The sequence below is a fragment of the Treponema sp. R6D11 genome, assembly GCF_054786075.1.
Genome location: NZ_BDHD01000016.1, coordinates 1 through 17,055, shown reverse-complemented (window position 1 = coordinate 17,055; position 17,055 = coordinate 1). Strand labels below are relative to the sequence as shown.

General features: G+C 42.2%; 15 protein-coding genes. 8 read left to right on the top strand and 7 right to left on the bottom strand.

All coding sequences use genetic code 11. The annotated features are described in order from the left end of the window. The first annotated feature begins 47 nt into the window (after window positions 1–47). The 3 genes from ACYVTD_RS03180 (at window position 48) to ACYVTD_RS03170 (ending at window position 2,071) form a co-directional block, all read left to right on the top strand. A complete protein-coding gene (locus ACYVTD_RS03180) occupies window positions 48–437 on the top strand; it encodes an RDD family protein (RefSeq protein ID WP_461246333.1) in 390 nt (129 codons plus the stop codon). Window positions 438–536: 99 nt separating this feature from the next. Next, on the top strand, window positions 537–1,376 hold the full coding sequence (locus ACYVTD_RS03175) for a DUF805 domain-containing protein (RefSeq protein WP_461246332.1): 840 nt from the start codon (window positions 537–539) through the stop codon (window positions 1,374–1,376). 137 nt (window positions 1,377–1,513) lie between these two features. Further along, on the top strand, window positions 1,514–2,071 hold the full coding sequence (locus tag ACYVTD_RS03170) for a CdiA C-terminal domain-containing protein (RefSeq protein ID WP_461246331.1): 558 nt from the start codon (window positions 1,514–1,516) through the stop codon (window positions 2,069–2,071). Between the two features lie 247 nt (window positions 2,072–2,318). Here ACYVTD_RS03170 and ACYVTD_RS03165 read toward each other — a convergent pair whose 3' ends face one another. Both ACYVTD_RS03165 and ACYVTD_RS03160 read right to left on the bottom strand, forming a co-directional pair. After that, window positions 2,319–2,702 carry a type II toxin-antitoxin system VapC family toxin gene (locus ACYVTD_RS03165; RefSeq protein WP_461246330.1) on the bottom strand — a complete coding sequence of 128 codons (384 nt, stop codon included), beginning with the start codon at window positions 2,700–2,702 and terminating at the stop codon, window positions 2,319–2,321. Next, the gene (locus tag ACYVTD_RS03160) at window positions 2,703–2,915 is read right to left on the bottom strand and encodes a DUF2281 domain-containing protein (RefSeq protein WP_461246329.1); all 213 of its coding nucleotides are present in this window, start codon (window positions 2,913–2,915) and stop codon (window positions 2,703–2,705) included. It lies immediately after the preceding gene. A gap of 194 nt (window positions 2,916–3,109) precedes the next feature. On the opposite strand from ACYVTD_RS03160, the gene ACYVTD_RS03155 reads away from it, so the two are divergent. After that, entirely contained in the window at window positions 3,110–7,699 is a 4,590-nt protein-coding gene (locus tag ACYVTD_RS03155) for an RHS repeat domain-containing protein (RefSeq protein ID WP_461246328.1), read from the top strand. Between the two features lie 87 nt (window positions 7,700–7,786). On the opposite strand, the gene ACYVTD_RS03150 is transcribed toward ACYVTD_RS03155, so the two are convergent. The 5 genes from ACYVTD_RS03150 to ACYVTD_RS03130 all read right to left on the bottom strand — a co-directional run bounded on the left by ACYVTD_RS03150 (window position 7,787) and on the right by ACYVTD_RS03130 (window position 12,788). After that, window positions 7,787–8,923 carry a small ribosomal subunit Rsm22 family protein gene (locus ACYVTD_RS03150; RefSeq protein WP_461246327.1) on the bottom strand — a complete coding sequence of 379 codons (1,137 nt, stop codon included), beginning with the start codon at window positions 8,921–8,923 and terminating at the stop codon, window positions 7,787–7,789. 7 nt (window positions 8,924–8,930) lie between these two features. Then, complete coding sequence (locus ACYVTD_RS03145; RefSeq protein ID WP_461246346.1) at window positions 8,931–9,554, bottom strand: polysaccharide deacetylase family protein; 624 nt, start codon at window positions 9,552–9,554, stop codon at window positions 8,931–8,933. A 1,213-nt stretch (window positions 9,555–10,767) separates the two neighbouring features. After that, entirely contained in the window at window positions 10,768–11,214 is a 447-nt protein-coding gene (locus ACYVTD_RS03140) for a hypothetical protein (RefSeq protein WP_461246326.1), read from the bottom strand. A gap of 1 nt (window position 11,215) precedes the next feature. Further along, window positions 11,216–11,446: a hypothetical protein gene (locus tag ACYVTD_RS03135; RefSeq protein ID WP_461246325.1), complete on the bottom strand. Its 231-nt coding sequence runs from the start codon at window positions 11,444–11,446 to the stop codon at window positions 11,216–11,218. A 154-nt stretch (window positions 11,447–11,600) separates the two neighbouring features. Continuing rightward, window positions 11,601–12,788, bottom strand: a complete 1,188-nt coding sequence (locus ACYVTD_RS03130) for a peptidoglycan DD-metalloendopeptidase family protein (RefSeq protein ID WP_461246324.1) — start codon at window positions 12,786–12,788, stop codon at window positions 11,601–11,603. Between the two features lie 46 nt (window positions 12,789–12,834). Here ACYVTD_RS03130 and lepB point away from each other — a divergent pair, with 46 nt between their 5' ends. From lepB to ACYVTD_RS03110, 4 genes are all read left to right on the top strand, one after another. Further along, window positions 12,835–13,212: a signal peptidase I gene (gene lepB, locus ACYVTD_RS03125; RefSeq protein WP_461246323.1), complete on the top strand. Its 378-nt coding sequence runs from the start codon at window positions 12,835–12,837 to the stop codon at window positions 13,210–13,212. Beyond that, window positions 13,213–15,036, top strand: a complete 1,824-nt coding sequence (locus ACYVTD_RS03120) for a penicillin-binding protein (protein ID WP_461246322.1) — start codon at window positions 13,213–13,215, stop codon at window positions 15,034–15,036. It begins immediately after the preceding gene. Between the two features lie 8 nt (window positions 15,037–15,044). Beyond that, window positions 15,045–16,790: a motility associated factor glycosyltransferase family protein gene (locus ACYVTD_RS03115; protein ID WP_461246321.1), complete on the top strand. Its 1,746-nt coding sequence runs from the start codon at window positions 15,045–15,047 to the stop codon at window positions 16,788–16,790. A 30-nt stretch (window positions 16,791–16,820) separates the two neighbouring features. After that, a partial coding sequence (locus ACYVTD_RS03110) for a hypothetical protein (protein ID WP_461246320.1) occupies window positions 16,821–17,055 on the top strand: 235 nt, incomplete at its 3' end.

Here is a 17,055-nt window from a genome sequence, read left to right as displayed (position 1 = left end):
TGACAATTATGATATATATATTATAATTGTATACAAGGAAGGGGAAAATGAACCAAAAAAGAATAATTGCATGGATAATTGACTTTGTAATTACTTGTATTATACAAGCTATATTAATGGCTTTATTTCTTATAAAACCAATAATGGATGGTATAATCACATCTGATGTTTTTAATATAATGGTAAGACAATTGACTATTACATATTGTTCAATGTGTTACATGATTATTAGGGACATCATCGGAAAAAGAAGTGTTGGAAAAATAATTATGAAATTAAAAATTGTAAATAAGGACAATGGAAATGAAGCAAATTTTGTAAAAAGGTTTTTCCGAAATATAACTTGGTTATTAGGACCAATAGAAATAATATATTTTTTGGTAACAAAGGAAAGGATTGGAGACAAAATAACCAGAACAAAAATTATAGAAAAATAAAAATGGTGTACGTCCAAACATCTTTTACCGCCGGAACGTTGGCAGCGTTTTTTATCCAAAACACTTGACAAAGTGTAATGCTTTTGCAAAAATAAGATTATGAAAGATGCTGTTATTGGCATAATAATTTCATTGATTGCGTATGGAACTATTATTCGTAAAGTAGACATTGGGAGATGTTTTCGATTTGAATTTTTAATAAAAAAAATAATAATCTATAGTCTTTTAATCATCATTATTATACTAATGACACTAAAACCATATTTTTCAATATTATTCTTTATATACATATTTATTTTTTTTATTTTAGATACAAAATATACAATTCAAAGATTTTATGACTTAAATGCATCAGGATGGCATATTTTGTTATTATCAATACCTTTAATAAATACGCTCGTAACATTAGTTCTGTTTTTTACCAAAGGAGATCGTGCAATTAATGAGTACGATAAAGCAATTGATTATAAAAAGTTATTTCGTCATAAACATTGCATTATTATATATGATAAAATATTTATTGTTGATAATGAAGAGTATCAATATGAAAAATATTTAGGTAAATATACAATAAAAATATCAAAATATAAAGATGAAAATATTTTTACAGATTATTTATATAAAAACTATCAGTCAAACGATAATGGAATATACAAAATGATTGAAATTACAAATGATGAATTCAAAGATATAATTAATAAATTAAATTTAATTGTCGTGATTAATTCATTTTACGTTAATATAAATAAATTTCAATTATTTATAAGAAAAGAAGATTTTAAATATACTATTATCATAAATAAAAATACCAATAATATTTCTGATGAGATGTTTGAAAATATTTATTTTCCTGGATTGTTTTTCGAAGATGAAAATTATATATATTATAGTAAAATAAATAAAAAAGATATGTTAAAGTGGATAAAAAACATCGCCTAACAGACCGATAAAAATACGCCGCCCCTGATATGCAAAGGTAATTGACACCCAAATTTCATAGTGTCGTCAAAAAATTGGCAACACTATCTATAGCGTGATTTTTATTTTAAGGAGATTAAACCCATGGAAAGAAAAAGATGAAAAAATCAAACCAAATACTTGACCTTATCAAAAACATAAAAGATGATCAGTTTATGGAGACTGTTCAAATTTTAAGGAATGCCCAAAACGCCAAGGAACTCGCTTTTCGTTTATTTCCCAATGAACAATGGATAGGCATAGATCAACATATTTTCATGGCATCTTCCCGTGCCCCCCGAAGCGACAGGCAATCAGAAATTATTGAACAGGAGTTAGCGCAAGCCCGCATTTTAGCCAACATGGGACATACAGTTTATTTATTGCCAGAGTTCGGTCCCCGCAAAACCAAACACCCGGACGCCATAGTGGACGGGCTAATCATGGAATTCAAAACCATTTCCGGTAACGAAAGAAAGATAAAAGAAAAATATAAGGAAGCCAGAGAAAAAGCGGAAAACGTATTCTTGCAGATAGACCCTCCTTTTCCCCACAGAACTGTAGCCGGCAAACTTTCAGGCTCAATCAGGGGCAAAGGCTACAAATCTGGTCTGATTTGGGTATACTTCAAGCACACTGGAAAGATGGTTTATTGGACAGTAGAAGGGCTAAAATGAAAAAACCGGGTCTCATGACCCGGCGGCTCCCCGGGTCTGTAACGGCTATTCGCCGCCCAAATATACCCAAGTACTTAAAATATAATCGCAATAAGCGGCATTGTCAAGTGTAAAAATTGGCTTGACAACTCCTATGGGCATATTGGGTCCACGCACTTATCTGTTACCACTTATTTGTGGGTGGTCACGTGAGGAGTGAACAATTAACAATTAATAAAGAGAGCAAAGAAACAATGAGAAAATGAAATTACCAAACCAGGGGAACATTATATTGAGCGATATTCTTGTCGGCGCTAATTAGCGTCATCTGTTCAGACATTGCAGTTGCGACAAGCAGACGATCAAAAGGGTCGCGGTGAATCAGGGGTAGCGTTTCACTTTCAATAATGTAATTTTCACTAATGGGAAGCAATACAAAGCCATGCTTTTTAATTTGATAAATAAAGCCTTTGGTATTTTCGGGGAACTCCAATTTTCCAATACTGACTTTTATTCCAACTTCCCAAACGGAAGCCATGCTGACATATTTAATATGTTGCGGGACTTCAATTATGCTCTTGGCTTTATCCGGCAACTTATCGTCTCCGTTAAAAAACCAAAGAATCGCATGGGTATCCAAAAGATAATCCATTTACATATAATCCTTAAAATCTTCCAGCGGTTCATCAAAATCATCGGACATCTTTATCTGCCCTTTAAGACAGCCGAATCCACATTTTTCTTCGCTTTTCACCGCAACTTTGGGAGTAAAAGTAAGAATAACCGGTCCAGTTGGAATTTCTCGTGGAACGTCAATAGTCAGCTTGTGGTTGGCAGGAATTTCTACAGTTTGTGTAATACTCATAAGGTAAACATAACATGAAAAAGATCAAAAATCAAGGCACTACGGAACCCGCTATAAACCTTGTAAAAATTCAAAACAAGTTCCTAACATAGTGAAGGATAGTGCGTCCGCCCTGCTATGCACCTTTTGGCATATTTACAAATTTTTATTTCTGTGATAAAATTAATATGTTATTCATAAGTTAGGAGGGAATTATGATCCGTAATAATAGAGCCCGTCCTGAGCGTAAAAACAGTCTTTTTTCGTATATAGCCGTAATTATGTGCGCCGCCTTTATCATGGTTTTTGCGGGCTGTCCGAACCCGGATGATTCCGGTTCCGAACCTGCCGAAACCCCGAAGCCTGCCTTAAAAAAAACACCCGTAGCGGATGATTTTTTTGTTGGCGGTTTGGAATACGCCTTTGACGGTTCCGCTAAATCTGCGACTATCACGCCCAAAGCCGGTAAATCCGACGGAGATATTACCGTCTATTATAACGGGGCAGCAGACGAGCCTGTGGTTGTGGGCATTTATGAAGTAACTTTTGACATAGCCGCCAAAGCCAACTGGAACGAAGCAACCAGCCTTGATGCGGGAACCATGACAATTTACAATTCAAGTGAACACGTTATCCTGCTTGCCAAAGACACGCTGTCTGACGGCTTTATTGCCGGCGAAACCGGGGAACAATGGTTTATTTTTACCGCAACGGATACTACCCAGTATATACATTTTGTTGCCGGCAATTTATGGAATGTATCTATCCAATTGCTTGATTCCAACGGCAATGTTATAGAAGAACAGATCAATACAGCAAACAGCAATCATTTTTCCCACGCGCTGACAAACGGGGCAGATTACTATATTAAAGTAAAGCCTGTTACCGGCAGCGGCTCATACAGGCTGGGCTTTAACGCGTCCGAAGAACAGCCTGTAAAAATGGCCTTCCCGGCGTTAGGCGTAACCAGTCTTTATGTTGATACGTGGGCGGACGGCAATATTCCCACCCGTTACGGCGTGCAATGGTTTAAATTTACCGCAACGGATACAACTCAATTTATACATTTTAGCAGCGGCACTTTAACCTTTATTACTGTTCAACTGTATGATAATACCGGTACGGCGGTTGGAGTACAGACAGCTTTTACAGGCTCTCTCTCTGCATTACGGACGCTTGTGAGCGGCAATGAGTACTATATCAGAGCGGTGCAAAATAGCGCATATAACGAAGGCGGCACTTATAAGATTGGTTTTACCGCATCGGGGAATCAGCCTTCAAAAATAATACTGCCAACCGCGATCCGTCTTAGCGCCGACACATGGACAAACGGCTCTATTGCCGGCTCCAACGATAAACAATGGTATACCTTTACCGCAACGGCTTCGATCCAATTTATTCACTTTAGTCCCGGCACTTTGAGCGGTGTTACTGTTCAAGTGTACGATAATACCGGTACTGCGGTCGGGGGACAGGCATCTATAAATTCCAACTCGGACGGCAACAATTTTATATCACGGACGCTTGTGAGCGGCAATGAGTATTTTTTCAGCTTAACTCATTCATACAGCAGCGGAACCTATATGATAGGATACAATGATTCTGTTGTACCTATTGGAAAAACGGCAGCCCGGCTTGGCTATAATACATGGGCTGACAGTTCCAACGTCAATTTGCCCGTTAATCAGTATTCTTATGTTGAACAATGGTTTGTCTTTACCGCGACGGCTTCGACCCAATATATACACTTTAGCCCCGGCACATTGAGCAGCGTGTCTATATACCTGTATGATACTTCAGGCGCGGCTGTATCCGGCACCGGCAGTACTCCTTATACTTCCTGGACAGTAACAGCCGGTACTGATTATTATATAAAAATTCGCAGTTCCGGCAGTTCCAGAGGCACATATAGATTATTGTTTAACGAATCGCCTTTATCGTCCAATACAAACGCCGCCGCGCTTAACGCCAATATATGGACTGACGTTTTAACTTCAAGCGAAAAATGGTATACCTTTACCGCGACGGCTTCGACCCAATATATACACTTTAATCCCGGCACTTTAACCGGTGTAGATGTTGAATTGTATGACAGTAACGGCGTTATTGTAGGAGGCAAGACAAGTTTATCCGGCAGTACTCTTTACACTTCCCGGACAGTAACAGCCGGTACTGATTACTTTATTAGAATAACGAATAATAGCTACGGCTCTTATAAGATAGGGTTCAACGAGTTGTTTATACCGCCGCCTGTTACAACGGTAAGCACGCTTATCTACGATATGTGGGCGGCAGGCGATATTCCCGCTGCCGGCGCGGTGCAATGGTTCAAATTTACGGCGAAAGACGCTAATCAATATATACATTTTTCTCCCGGTACTTTGCAGCTTAATAGTTTGAACAACGTGCGTGTAATTCTGTATACTACTGACGGCATAGCAGTTGAGTATTACGGAAAAATTTTTTCCGGCTCCGGCTACTATACCAACTTGTATCTAACAAGCGGGAGTGAGTATTATGTCAAACTAGAGCCGAGTAGCGGCGCTGGAAGCGGCACGTATAAGATAGGGTTTAACGCGTCAACAAGCCAGCCTTCAACAGTAACCCTGCCAACAAACGTACCCCAACTAAGCGCCGATACATGGGCAGACGGCGCTATTGCCGGCTTAAGCGATTTCCAATGGTTTAAATTTACCGCGACATCGGCTACGCAATATATACACTTTACTCCCGGCACTTTGAGCGGCGTGAGTGTACAACTATATGATACGTCAGGCGCGGCTGGAGGGCGCGACAGCCTGTCCGGCGACAATCTTTATACCGCACAAACGCTGACAGCCGGAACCGAGTACTATATCAGGATAAGTTCCGGCAGCGCCGGCGCGTATAAAATAATGTTCAATACATCGCCTATATCGTCTAATACGATTATAACCCGGCTTGGCGACAATACATGGGCTAACGTTACAGGATCAGGAAACGAACAATGGTTCAAATTTACCGCAACGGCTTCAACCCAATTTATACACTTTGATATGGGCAATATAAGTATAGATATACAACTGTATGATACTGCCCTTAGGGCTGTTGGGGGCAAGACATCTTTGTCCTATAAGGGTTACATTACCCGGACACTGACAAGCGGTACTGAATACTATATACAGGTACGACGATATGGCGGCAGCGGGGCATACAAGATAGGATTCAACGCGGCTGTTGTCCCGCCAGAAGCAACCGCTGTCCGGCTTAACGCCAATACATGGACTAACGGCGATTATGGCCAATGGTTTAAATTTACAGCAACGGCGGCTTTGCAATATATACACTTTGATCGCGGTACTTCGTCTAACGCGTCTATAGACCTGTATGACAGCGCCGGAAACAGGAGGAGTTGGGTAGCTTTGTCCGGCAGTACCCGTTATATCACCACCCCGCTGACAATTGACGATGACTACTATATTCAGGTATCTACCGTCGGGGGCGCATACAGGGTATCGTTCAACGCCTCTTTTATACCGCCAAATACAACGATAACCCAAATGAGCGAGGATGCGTGGTTTACCGGCGATATTGCCGCATCAAACGGGGAACAATGGTTTAGATTTACCGCAACGACGGCTACGCATTATTTACACTTTGAGTCCGGTACTTTGAGCGGCGCCGAGGTACAACTGTTTGATACGTCCGAATCCGCCGCGGGGAGTCAGATAAATTTCTCCGGCGGCGTGCTCTATGTTTCCCGAACGTTAACAACCGGGAACGAGTATTATGTCAGGCTAATCCCTGCCGACGGCCTTGCCGGCACATACAAAATTGCGTTTAACAGATTGTTCCTGCCGCCAAACACAACCATAACCGCGCTTGGCGCTGACATCTGGTCTATCGGCTCTATTACTGCCACAGGCGGCGCGCAATGGTTTAAATTTACCGCAACGGCGGCAACCCAATTTATACACTTAAATCCCGGAAATTTGGCGAGTGTGTATGTACAACTGTACGACAGTACCGGGACCCCGGCGGGGGAACAGACAATGCTGTACGGCAGCGCCTTGTATACCTCGCGGACAGTAACAAGCGGGAGCGAATACTATATCAAAGTAACATCGTATAGCGGCACCGGCGCGTATAAAATAGGGTTCAACAAGATATTTATACCGCCGGAAACAACCATAACCGCGCTTAACGCCAATATATGGGCGGAGGACAGGTTTGGTATAAATGAGACTCATTGGTTCAAACTTACCTCAATGGGCAATAATCAATATATACACTTTAATCCCGGCACCTTAACCAGCGTGTATGTACAACTGTATGACAGTACCGGCGTTGCCGTGGGTTCTCAGACAAGGCTGTATAGCGGTGCCCTAAATGCTTACGGGGTTGTAACAATTAATACTGAATACTATTTGAGTGTGACGCCTTATAACAACGGCAGTGGTGTGTACAGGATAGGTACTTCCACGTCATCTTCATCTTCAGCGCTTTCGGGAGCATACCTGCCAACGTCAGGCGTAACCACTCTGAGCACGGGTACATGGAATGACGGCGCTGTTTCCGGCGTTTATAAAGAACAATGGTTTAAATTTACCGCAACGGCTTCCGTACAATACATATATTTCAATACCGGAACAATTATCAAGGCGAATGTACAACTGTATACCGCCGCCGGTTCAACGGTAGGGAACCAGACAGAACTGAATGCCATTACCAGTAATACGTCCTTTTTTCCGCTGACAAATGGCGATGAGTACTATATCAGGGTCTCAAACAGTGTAAACGGTACTTATAAGATAGGTTTGTTTTAACGCTTCTATGCAAATGTAACCGGCGGGGCGCAACTGATAATATACAGATGAAATGCGTTATGAAGGCGAGAACAAAGACATCAAAATTTATAACGTGCTTATCATAGCACCGCTTTTTTTATCATATTGACCTGTTGCGGAAAGTTGTACAAGACTGCCGGAAACGGCGTTTTCAATGCGGTCTTTTTCTCCTGTAACCAGTACAAGCCCTCGCTCGCAACAGGCGTAGCGTCCAAAGCGGTTGTATGGCAGGGGAAAAGCGTCGGAAATAATTCTTGCTTCTCCTGTTTTTGCCGTCTGTAAACCTGTAAATAAGTAGCTGAAAACCAGCCTATCTTTGGGAAGTTTTGCGGCGGCTGAAAGCTTGCGAAGCTCCTTCGGCGCGTCCGCTGTTTCAAACGCAAAATGACACCAGCGTTTTTTTGTATCGATCCAGTTGCGCCCTTTAATCATTTTTGTAGCGCCGCCTGAAAGCGGACAGACGGAGGAGTGCGTACACGGCGAAGCGGGATTGCGACCCAATTCCAAAAGAGCGTCCCGTAGGAGAGCAATAAATTTTCCCGATTGAGGGACTCCCGGCTCCACTGTCAAAATAGGGGCATCTTTTGCCGCTTCATTACATAATGTTTTCGCAGCGTTTTTTGCCGTTTGCCGCAACCCTTCAGTATCATTGTGGGACAGGTTTTCATAGATTTCATTAAACATATTTACCGAGGCTACAAGGGCGGCAGGTTTTCTTTTTTTAGCGCCTTTTACAAGCCGTATATCTATATCTTCTTTTATCAGATTTATTTTCCATAAAACATTTTTACAGTCTGTGCTTTCGCACAGAGCGGTGAAAAACTTTTTCCCTGCTTCAAGGACAGGAGCGCTACGGTCTATGCAGTTAAACTCAAGTGGCAGTTTACGAAGTTCGGGACGAGAAAGCCAAAGCGCCGATGTAAAGGTTAGGGGTCCGCAGCCTAAATCTGTAATTGAATTGCCTGCTTGCAAGTTCAGTTTTAGCGTGGGCAGTAAGAGGCAGAGACGATAGAGATTCCACGGCAAGAAATAATGTAAGTAGGCGGAAAGAAAATTGGGGCGCGTCAAATAGGAAAGAGAGCGGTTTCCGCGTTTGTTTGTAAGGAGATGGGAAAGTTCCGCTATATCGGACGGCAGTTTGCTTTTGAAACGTCCCGGGATAGGGAAGGTTTTTTCTATTAACGAGGGAATCGACTCAAGCATTTTTATGTTATCTTACGATCGATGAGACCGGGACTATTTCGTACCCTGAACGCAGTAATGCGTCAAGAAGCGCTTCTATCCGCTGAAACAGATATTCGTCTCTGCCGCCCGGAAGCAGCCCAAGTCGTATGGGAATAACCGCACCCGATTCCCTTTTTTGGATAATATGCTCGATCATTTCCGAGGGCGGGATTTGCCGCAGGTTGAGCCTTAAAGCGTCTTCTCTGGAAATTGAATCGCCGGGATCGATGCTTCTGTTTACTGTGATGTATCCTGCGGCGGCGGCGTTTGCGTTTACGGCGTTGGAACTGCGATAGAAAGGAGGATGCCAAAGGATAGAAAGCTCTTTCCCTGTAGCTTTATGGAATTCGTCCTCATTGCGGGCGAGTCCGCGTGTGATAAATTCATTGGTAATGCGGTAGCGCGTATCCGAAAGATCAATCGGGGTATAAAAAAGCGAGGCTGTTTCATGTCCCGCATCGGCGATAGCCGCCGCAGCGTTAGGGCTTCGACGTATAAATTCGCCGTTTAAAAAGAATGTCGCTTTTATGTTTAAACGGCGCAACGCCGCTAACACTTGGGATAATCCTGTGTCATCGTCGTAAAGATCAAAGCAAAGAGCGACAGGCATGGAACGCCCAAGAGTGTATGATTTATTTACCGAATATTTTGATACAAGAGATAAAGTGCCTGTCGCGCGGGTATTGCGTATCATGGGAATATTGCTGTAGTGCCCTGTAATTTGAGGTTCGATAAAAACTCGGTAACGATCCGAATACAAAATCGGCGCTCTTAATTGCGCGTTTGGTATAGAAGTCCACGTGTTTTTACCGTCAATAGCAAACCATTCATTTCCTGTTTTTACGACAATTCGAGACGGATTAGTGCCTTCTTCAAAGCCGTATTCGTCCGCCGATGAAAGACAAATTAACCTGCGTGGGTAGGAAGAACTTGAAATATTTATATCTTCTATAAACCTTGAGTTTCCGGTAAGCAGTTGTCTGTTATTAATCCACACGCAGGAAAAAACGGGGCTATTGCTCAATTTTTGAATTAATTGCCAGTTTGTGTAATCCCAAAGCTCCAGTCCGTTCTCTCCCCAGAATACCGCTTTTGTTCCGTCGGGCGACAGGGCGCAGGCGGGCGCTAACGGGGAATTATTGTTGGGCAAAGATGTAACTGTTTTGCCGTTAACATTAAAACGTAAAACAAAAGTTTCGCCCCGTATGGAATAAATTACAGTAAGATTACCGGAGGTAATTTTACGTCCCGGACGCGCCGAATTGACAGGTCGCTGTTCTTGCTCTAACGCGGGGGGCCAGAGAACATTAAAATTGTCCGCACCATTTTGGGTAAGCACATGGGGAAGAATAGTTATCGCCGAATCAGCGGTGCTTGTTTGGTTTTCTCCAAGCAAAAAGAAAAATAATCCCTTACCGCCTTTGTTTATTAAGATTGAACCTGAATCGGGGGAAATCCAGTAACGATCAAACCCTGAATTAAAACCAAGCGGAAGGACGGCGGCGACAGAGCCGATGGAAAGGAAATCTCCGTAAATTGTCCTCGTAAAAAGCTCCGGATTGGTTACCCTGTATAAAGTGTTTCCAGTCATGTAATAAAAAACGCCAAGTTGATCCCATAAGACCGATTCAATTCCGCCGGAACCAATCATTCTAAAGCGTTCATCTACAAGTACGGACAGATCGTTTAAAATGGGGAAGTAATAGAGTTTGCCGCCTTTTGCATATACAAAAATACGCGAATCGGGACTCCACTTTGCCGGGAATTCGGCGTTGGGCAATTCTATCTTTTCGCAGACAATTTTTTTTGTTCCGCTTGAAAGATCAACTAAAAATAAATTTCCGTAACCCGGACTTATCGGCTCTACAATTAAAATCCAGCGACCGTCTGCGGAAGCGGCTAAATCCTGAAGCCGTCCTCTTAACGGCGTATTGCCTGAGGCAAAAGAAGGATATATGGGAAGCGGAGTCGGAAGCCCCCCCTGCAACTGGAATGGTTGCCGCTCCCAATCTGTTCAGAGCGATAATGGTTTTTCCGTTATCGACAAGGTACAATTTTTCGGGGTGCATGGTAAGCTGTTGCATCAGCATATCGTTTAGTCGGGTAACAAATACGGCGTGTTGTCCCTGAAAATCAGCTTTGAATAAAAGCCTGTCATCGTTAGAGACCGTCAGCCCGCTAAAGTTTACCGCCGAGAGTTGAAAAATCGGTATTAATAAAAGGAGCAAAAAAAAGGAAATTCTGCAAACTTTGTATGCTCGTTTTTTCATTTTATTTCCCTGTTTGAGAAATAAGAAAATCATTTAACTCGCGTTCCAGTTCGCAGAGTTGATCTTCCATTTCACGAATGCGTCTGATTGAGTATTTAACATGCTTGTCCATAAGCCCTTCGCAGGCTTTGTCTACAACTTCGCTAAAAGCGTAATAACCGGATTCCGGCAATTGCTGACCGGACGGACGTTCCCCCCCGTTTATAGCCGCAGACTTTTCTCCAAGTATCATATACTAATTGTAGTATATTTTACCTGAAAATTTCCACAGTTTCTTTTGAGGGTATTTCCCCTGCTTGAGCGGTATCGAAAGCCCGAATAAAGGTAAAAATCGCCAAAAACGCCAAAAGTATCAAAATCAATTTTTGCATGAATGCCTCACATTATCATAATTTATTTAAAAGTTCTAACGGATTAATCAATTTGTTGTTTTTATCGTATATTCCAAAGTGCAGATGGGGTCCTGTACTATGCCCTGTATTGCCCGATTCGCCTATTTTTTTGCCAGTTGCCACCCTATCCCCCTGTTTTACGGAAAAAGCGTTTAAATGGGCATATATGGTCTTGTAGCCGTTAGTGTGGCTTAAAATGATATGTTTTCCGTAAAGCCAATTTTCCCCTGTAAAGGAGACAACCCCCTCAAGGGAGGCAAGAACAGGCGTGCCTGTATTCGCCCTAAAGTCGATGCCTGAATGGAAGCTTAACGCGCCATTTATCGGGTCTTTACGCATACCAAACGAGCTTGTAACAATTTTCTGATGAAGCGGGTACATAAAGGTTTCACCCAAACTCATTCTAAGGTCTATATCGTTCATTCTTGCGCCGGGGATAAAAAGCGTCTCCCCAACTGCGATATTGTCGCTTTTTATGTCGTTTACATCTAAAATTACTTCCAAAGGCACTTTAAAAGACGCTGAAATCTTTGAAAGATTATCCCCTTTTTGAACTTGGTAGGGTATCCCGTCGATATTGGGGATTTTTAAAGACATTCCTTCCTGTAATTTTCTGGCGTTTGTAATATTGTTTGAGGCGATAACAGCGCCAACGGAAACATCGAACTTTTTGGCTATTGAGGAAACAGAATCACCTTTTTTTACCTTGTAAGGCTGCCATTCAAAGGAGACAAGAGAGCCGTGCGGATTATCAACCTGATTTTCCTCATCGGAAACCCCCTCTACTGCGGCGTTTAGCTTGTTAAAAACAGCGGAAATTCCGGTTGCGGCATATTGAATCGTCCTTTCCTTTGCTTCTGTGTCTTCTGCGGGGCGTATGGCATAAGTATCAGGTATAAAATGAAAGCCTTCAAAGTTAAAAGCGGCAAGGGCGATTACAACTACCCCCGCAATAACGGCTAAAGTAGCCAAAGAAGGGAGAGGGAAGCTGAATCCGCTTGAATGTTTAACCTCGCCTTTGTCTATTTTGATTTTGACGCGCTGTTCCTTTTTTTTTGGTGTTTTTTGGGAAAATTGACCCATAAATCCGTTATTAAAACCCGCCGATTTGCTACTATTGTGCCTGAAAGAAGCCGTTTTTCGCCTTCTTACAACGTGCTGCTTTTCTAATATTGATGCCATATTAGGTTTATCGACAAAAAAAGCGTTTAGGATTATATATGATATAATGAAAGGAACAAAACCTGTTTTTTTGGCTATAATAGCCGCCCTTGTTCTAAAACTGTTCTTTTTCGATTTTATCATCGCTCAGGGACATTCAATGGAACCTGCGATTCGGGACGGGACTGTTCTGGTTGTAAGCCGTATCAGTTACGGGATTCAACTGCCTTCAAACAGGTATCTTTTTCGTTGGGGAAAACCGAAAGTTGGGGAAGTTGTAGTTTTTTATACACCTTCAGGAGAACTGGCGGTAAAACGCTGTACAATAGAAGAAAAAGACGGTTTGTTTTATGCTGAAGGAGACAACAGTTTGGCATCCTATGATTCACGTTCTTACGGACCTGTTCTTGCGGATAATATTATTGGGAAGGTATTGGGATATTAAATGAATATAAAGCGGCGATACATCGTAGTTTTTTCCTTTCTTGCCATTTTCCTCCTGTATTTGCTTACCCATTACGCATTATTGATGACAAAAGGCGTTTCGTCCGTTACTCGCCAGAACTTAAATCTTCCAGAGCGTGGCTCAATTTTAGACAGAAACGGACGTTTCCTTGCCATTCAAATTCGTTTTGCCGATGTGAGTATTTGGCGACCTTCAATTAAAGATGTCGATGTTCTGGCGAATGAAATTGCCGTAATTCTTGACATGACTCCTTCCGAAATTCTCAATAAAATAAATTCGTCCGAGTCGAACTTTCTTTATTTGAAAAGACATATTGATGACGCTATGGCGAGAAATCTGGGCGTTCTTCTTGAAGAAAAAAAAATAAGGGGAGTGATGATTCAGCCAATTGTCGGCAGAATATACCCCGAAAAAAATCTTGCGAGCCAGATTGTCGGTTTTGTAGGGGATAGGAACGAAGGAATTGAATACGCTTTTAACGATGTTTTATCGGGCGTTGAAAATAACGGCAAGGGTTCTAATGTTGTTTTAACGATAGATACTTACATTCAATATATTTTACAGCAGATTTCCGCAAAACTTATGGAAGAAACAAAAGCGGAAGCCGTGATGTTTATGGCGATGGACCCTCGCACAGGGGATATTCTTGGTTCTGTGTCGTTACCCGATTTTGACCCGAACAATGTACGGGCTTCGGACGCAAACGGCAGAATGAACCGTCCGGCTATTTGGGCGTTTGAACCCGGTTCCACATTAAAAGTTTTTTCTATGGCATCTCTTTTGGATTCCGGTGCGATTTCGAGTAACTCGGCTTTTATGTGTAACGGATTTTATACTACAAGCAGGGGAGTTTCGATTAAATGCGAAGGGCGGCATGGCAGAGTAACGGTAAGGGAAATAATTATTAATTCGTGTAACGCCGGAGCCGCTTATGCTTCGGATAACATCAGTGCGAGCAAGTTTTATCAGTTGTTAAGCGATTTTGGTTTTGGCTCACGCACTGGTGCAGGCAGTCCGGGTGAGACGGCTGGCTATCTTGTCCGCAGTGAAAATTGGTCTGACCGTTCAAAGCCGACAATAGCGTTTGGGCAGGAAATAGCGGTTTCCGCTTATCAGATACTGCAAGCGTCTACGGCTATTGCAAATGACGGCGTTTTAGTTCCGCCAAGGATAGTGTCTAAAATTGTTTCAGCGGACGGCAAAAAGGAAACGGAATGGAAGGGAGGGGAAAAACGCCGCATTATCAATGCGGAAACCGCAAGAGCATTGCGTTCCTACATGGCTGATACGGCTTCGAGTATTGGAACAGGTTGGCGTGCCGGCGTGCAGGATTTGTCGCTTGGAGTAAAAACAGGAACAGCTCAAATAATTGATCCTGCTACAAAAAAATATTCAGAGACCGATTTTATCGCAAGTTGTCTGGCTCTTCTTCCGGCGGAAAATCCGACTCTTGTTTTGTATCTTGCCGTAATTAAACCAAAAGGAGTAACATCAGGCGGCAGAATCGCAGCTCCCGCAATTCGTGAAGCCGCAGAGTCGTTAATCGATTATCTTGGTATTCCTCGTGGACGCAATCCGCAGATTACGCATCCACCTTCGGTTAATATTCCGGCGGGACGGCTTCCACCAGTTGAAACTCAAGTGCCTGATTTTACAGGGATAGCGAAAAGGGTGCTTCTGCCGCTTCTGTTACGTGACGATATTCATGTGGAAATTCGTGGCGACGGCTGGGTGCGTAGGCAAAGTCCGCCTGCCGGAACTCCCGTTAAGCCGGGTATGAAAATTATTTTGGAATTGGAATAAGAAGTGTTATGTCATATATTAACAAAAACAGGGAAATCCTGCTTAATCAATATCCGGGTCTCTGGGAAGATATTAATTCCAAAAGCGACGATAACGAATTAAAAGATATTATTGTAGAAACGGCAAAAACAGGCGATCCTGTTTTGCAAATTAACGGAATGTATATTCACTCTCCCCGTGATCCGTTACGTGAAGGACAGCGTCTCGCTCAATCTTGCGGATTGTCCGCAGGCGGTGAAAAAAAGACTGTTGTAATTTTGGGCTTTGGGCTTGGTTATGCCGCTCAAGCGGCGGCTGAAATGGGTCATTCCGTAATTGTGGTTGAGAAACATAAAAACCTATTGATAAAAGCGTTTGAGCTTAGAGACTTTAGCGAGTTTCTTGGCAAAAACAGAATTATATTCGTAATCGGCGGAAGCGGAGAGGCGATAACAACCGCACTTTCGATGGCGGACGAATTAATTTCCGGTGGAGACACGGAAGCGAAAAAAACAACGCCGTATATTATTAACAATAAAGCCCTGACCGCTTTTGACGAACAATGGTATAAACAGGTAGAGGACAGGAGCCGTTCATGGACGATGAGGGACGATATTAACACCGCAACCCACAAGCGTTTTGGGCAACGGTGGGTGCGTAATTTTTCGCATAACATGGAAGCTATCCGTGATTTCCCCGGCATTTCCCAATTGTCAAATCTTGCTTCGGCGGACGCTGAAAATAAGCCGCTTCCGGTATTTCTTGCCGCCGCAGGACCAAGTTTAGATAAAATTAAACCTTTGTTACACGACATTTATGAAAGATGCATTATTGTCGCAGTAGACACAAACCTTCGCTTTTTTGTAAAAAACAACATTCAGCCCGATTTTGTTCTTGTAGTAGACCCTCAATTTTGGAACAGCCGTCATCTTGATCGATGTATTCGTAAAGATAATAATTTACAAACTGCGTTAATTGCGGAGTCTGCCGTTTATCCGCCTGTATTAAAATTGCCTTATAAAAATAAATTTCTTTGCGGTTCCATGCTTCCGCTTGGAAAATTTATAGAACGCAAAGTTGACGAAAAAACAAAATTAGGCGCGGGCGGTTCTGTAGCTTCTACCGCATGGGATTTCGCGCGCTTTTTAGGTGCTTTGGAAATTTGGATAGCCGGATTAGACCTTTCGTTCCCCGGCTTAAAAACACATTTCCGGGGCGCGCGTTTTGAGGAGCTTTCCAATTCAGGCTCGAATCGTTTTAACCCCGTTGAAAAATGGGTAGTGCGAGCTTTGCGAGACGGCTTTCCTTTTAAGTCAGCTTCCGTCAACGGCGAACAAGTTACAACAGACAGAAGGCTTTCCCTCTACGCCGTCTGGTTCGAGGCTCAATTCACGCAAAACAAACAAATTCAAAACTACAGCCTTTTCCACGAAGGACTTGCCATAAAAGGACTCCAACCGTCGGACAGCCAAAAACTTTTAGCCCTGCCAATCCGCCGTGAAGAAATAAACCGCCGTATTCAGCTAACATTTTCCAAAATAGAAAAAGATTTTAACGCCCCCGAAGAAAAACACGCCAGAGCGGAACGTTATGAGAAAGCGGTTAGCTCTCTGGCGCACGGATTAAAAGGTATAAAAACAGCCGTTGAAGAAGGAGCAGAAATTCCCAAAGACAGCGAATTCAAAGAAATAGCGGATTTCTTGTTTGCATCTGTTGAGAAAGAGCGGTATAGTGCGTATTTAATGGAAGTGTTGAAGATGTTTAATATTTCTTAAGTATTATATAATAAATCATAAGGAGAACTAATGATATATTTAAAAAAACTAAAAGCAATAATTTTTCTGTTATATTTATTATTTGTAATATTTAGTTGTGCATATACTAAATCTGGTAATCAAAATTGGAACAGAGATATATCAATAAAAGTGATATCAGGTAATATCTATATAAATATTTCTGGTTATATAAGTGAAGATATTTATATTATTCACCCAATAAATGATGTTGATGACAAATATAGATTTACGCCAAAAGATAATA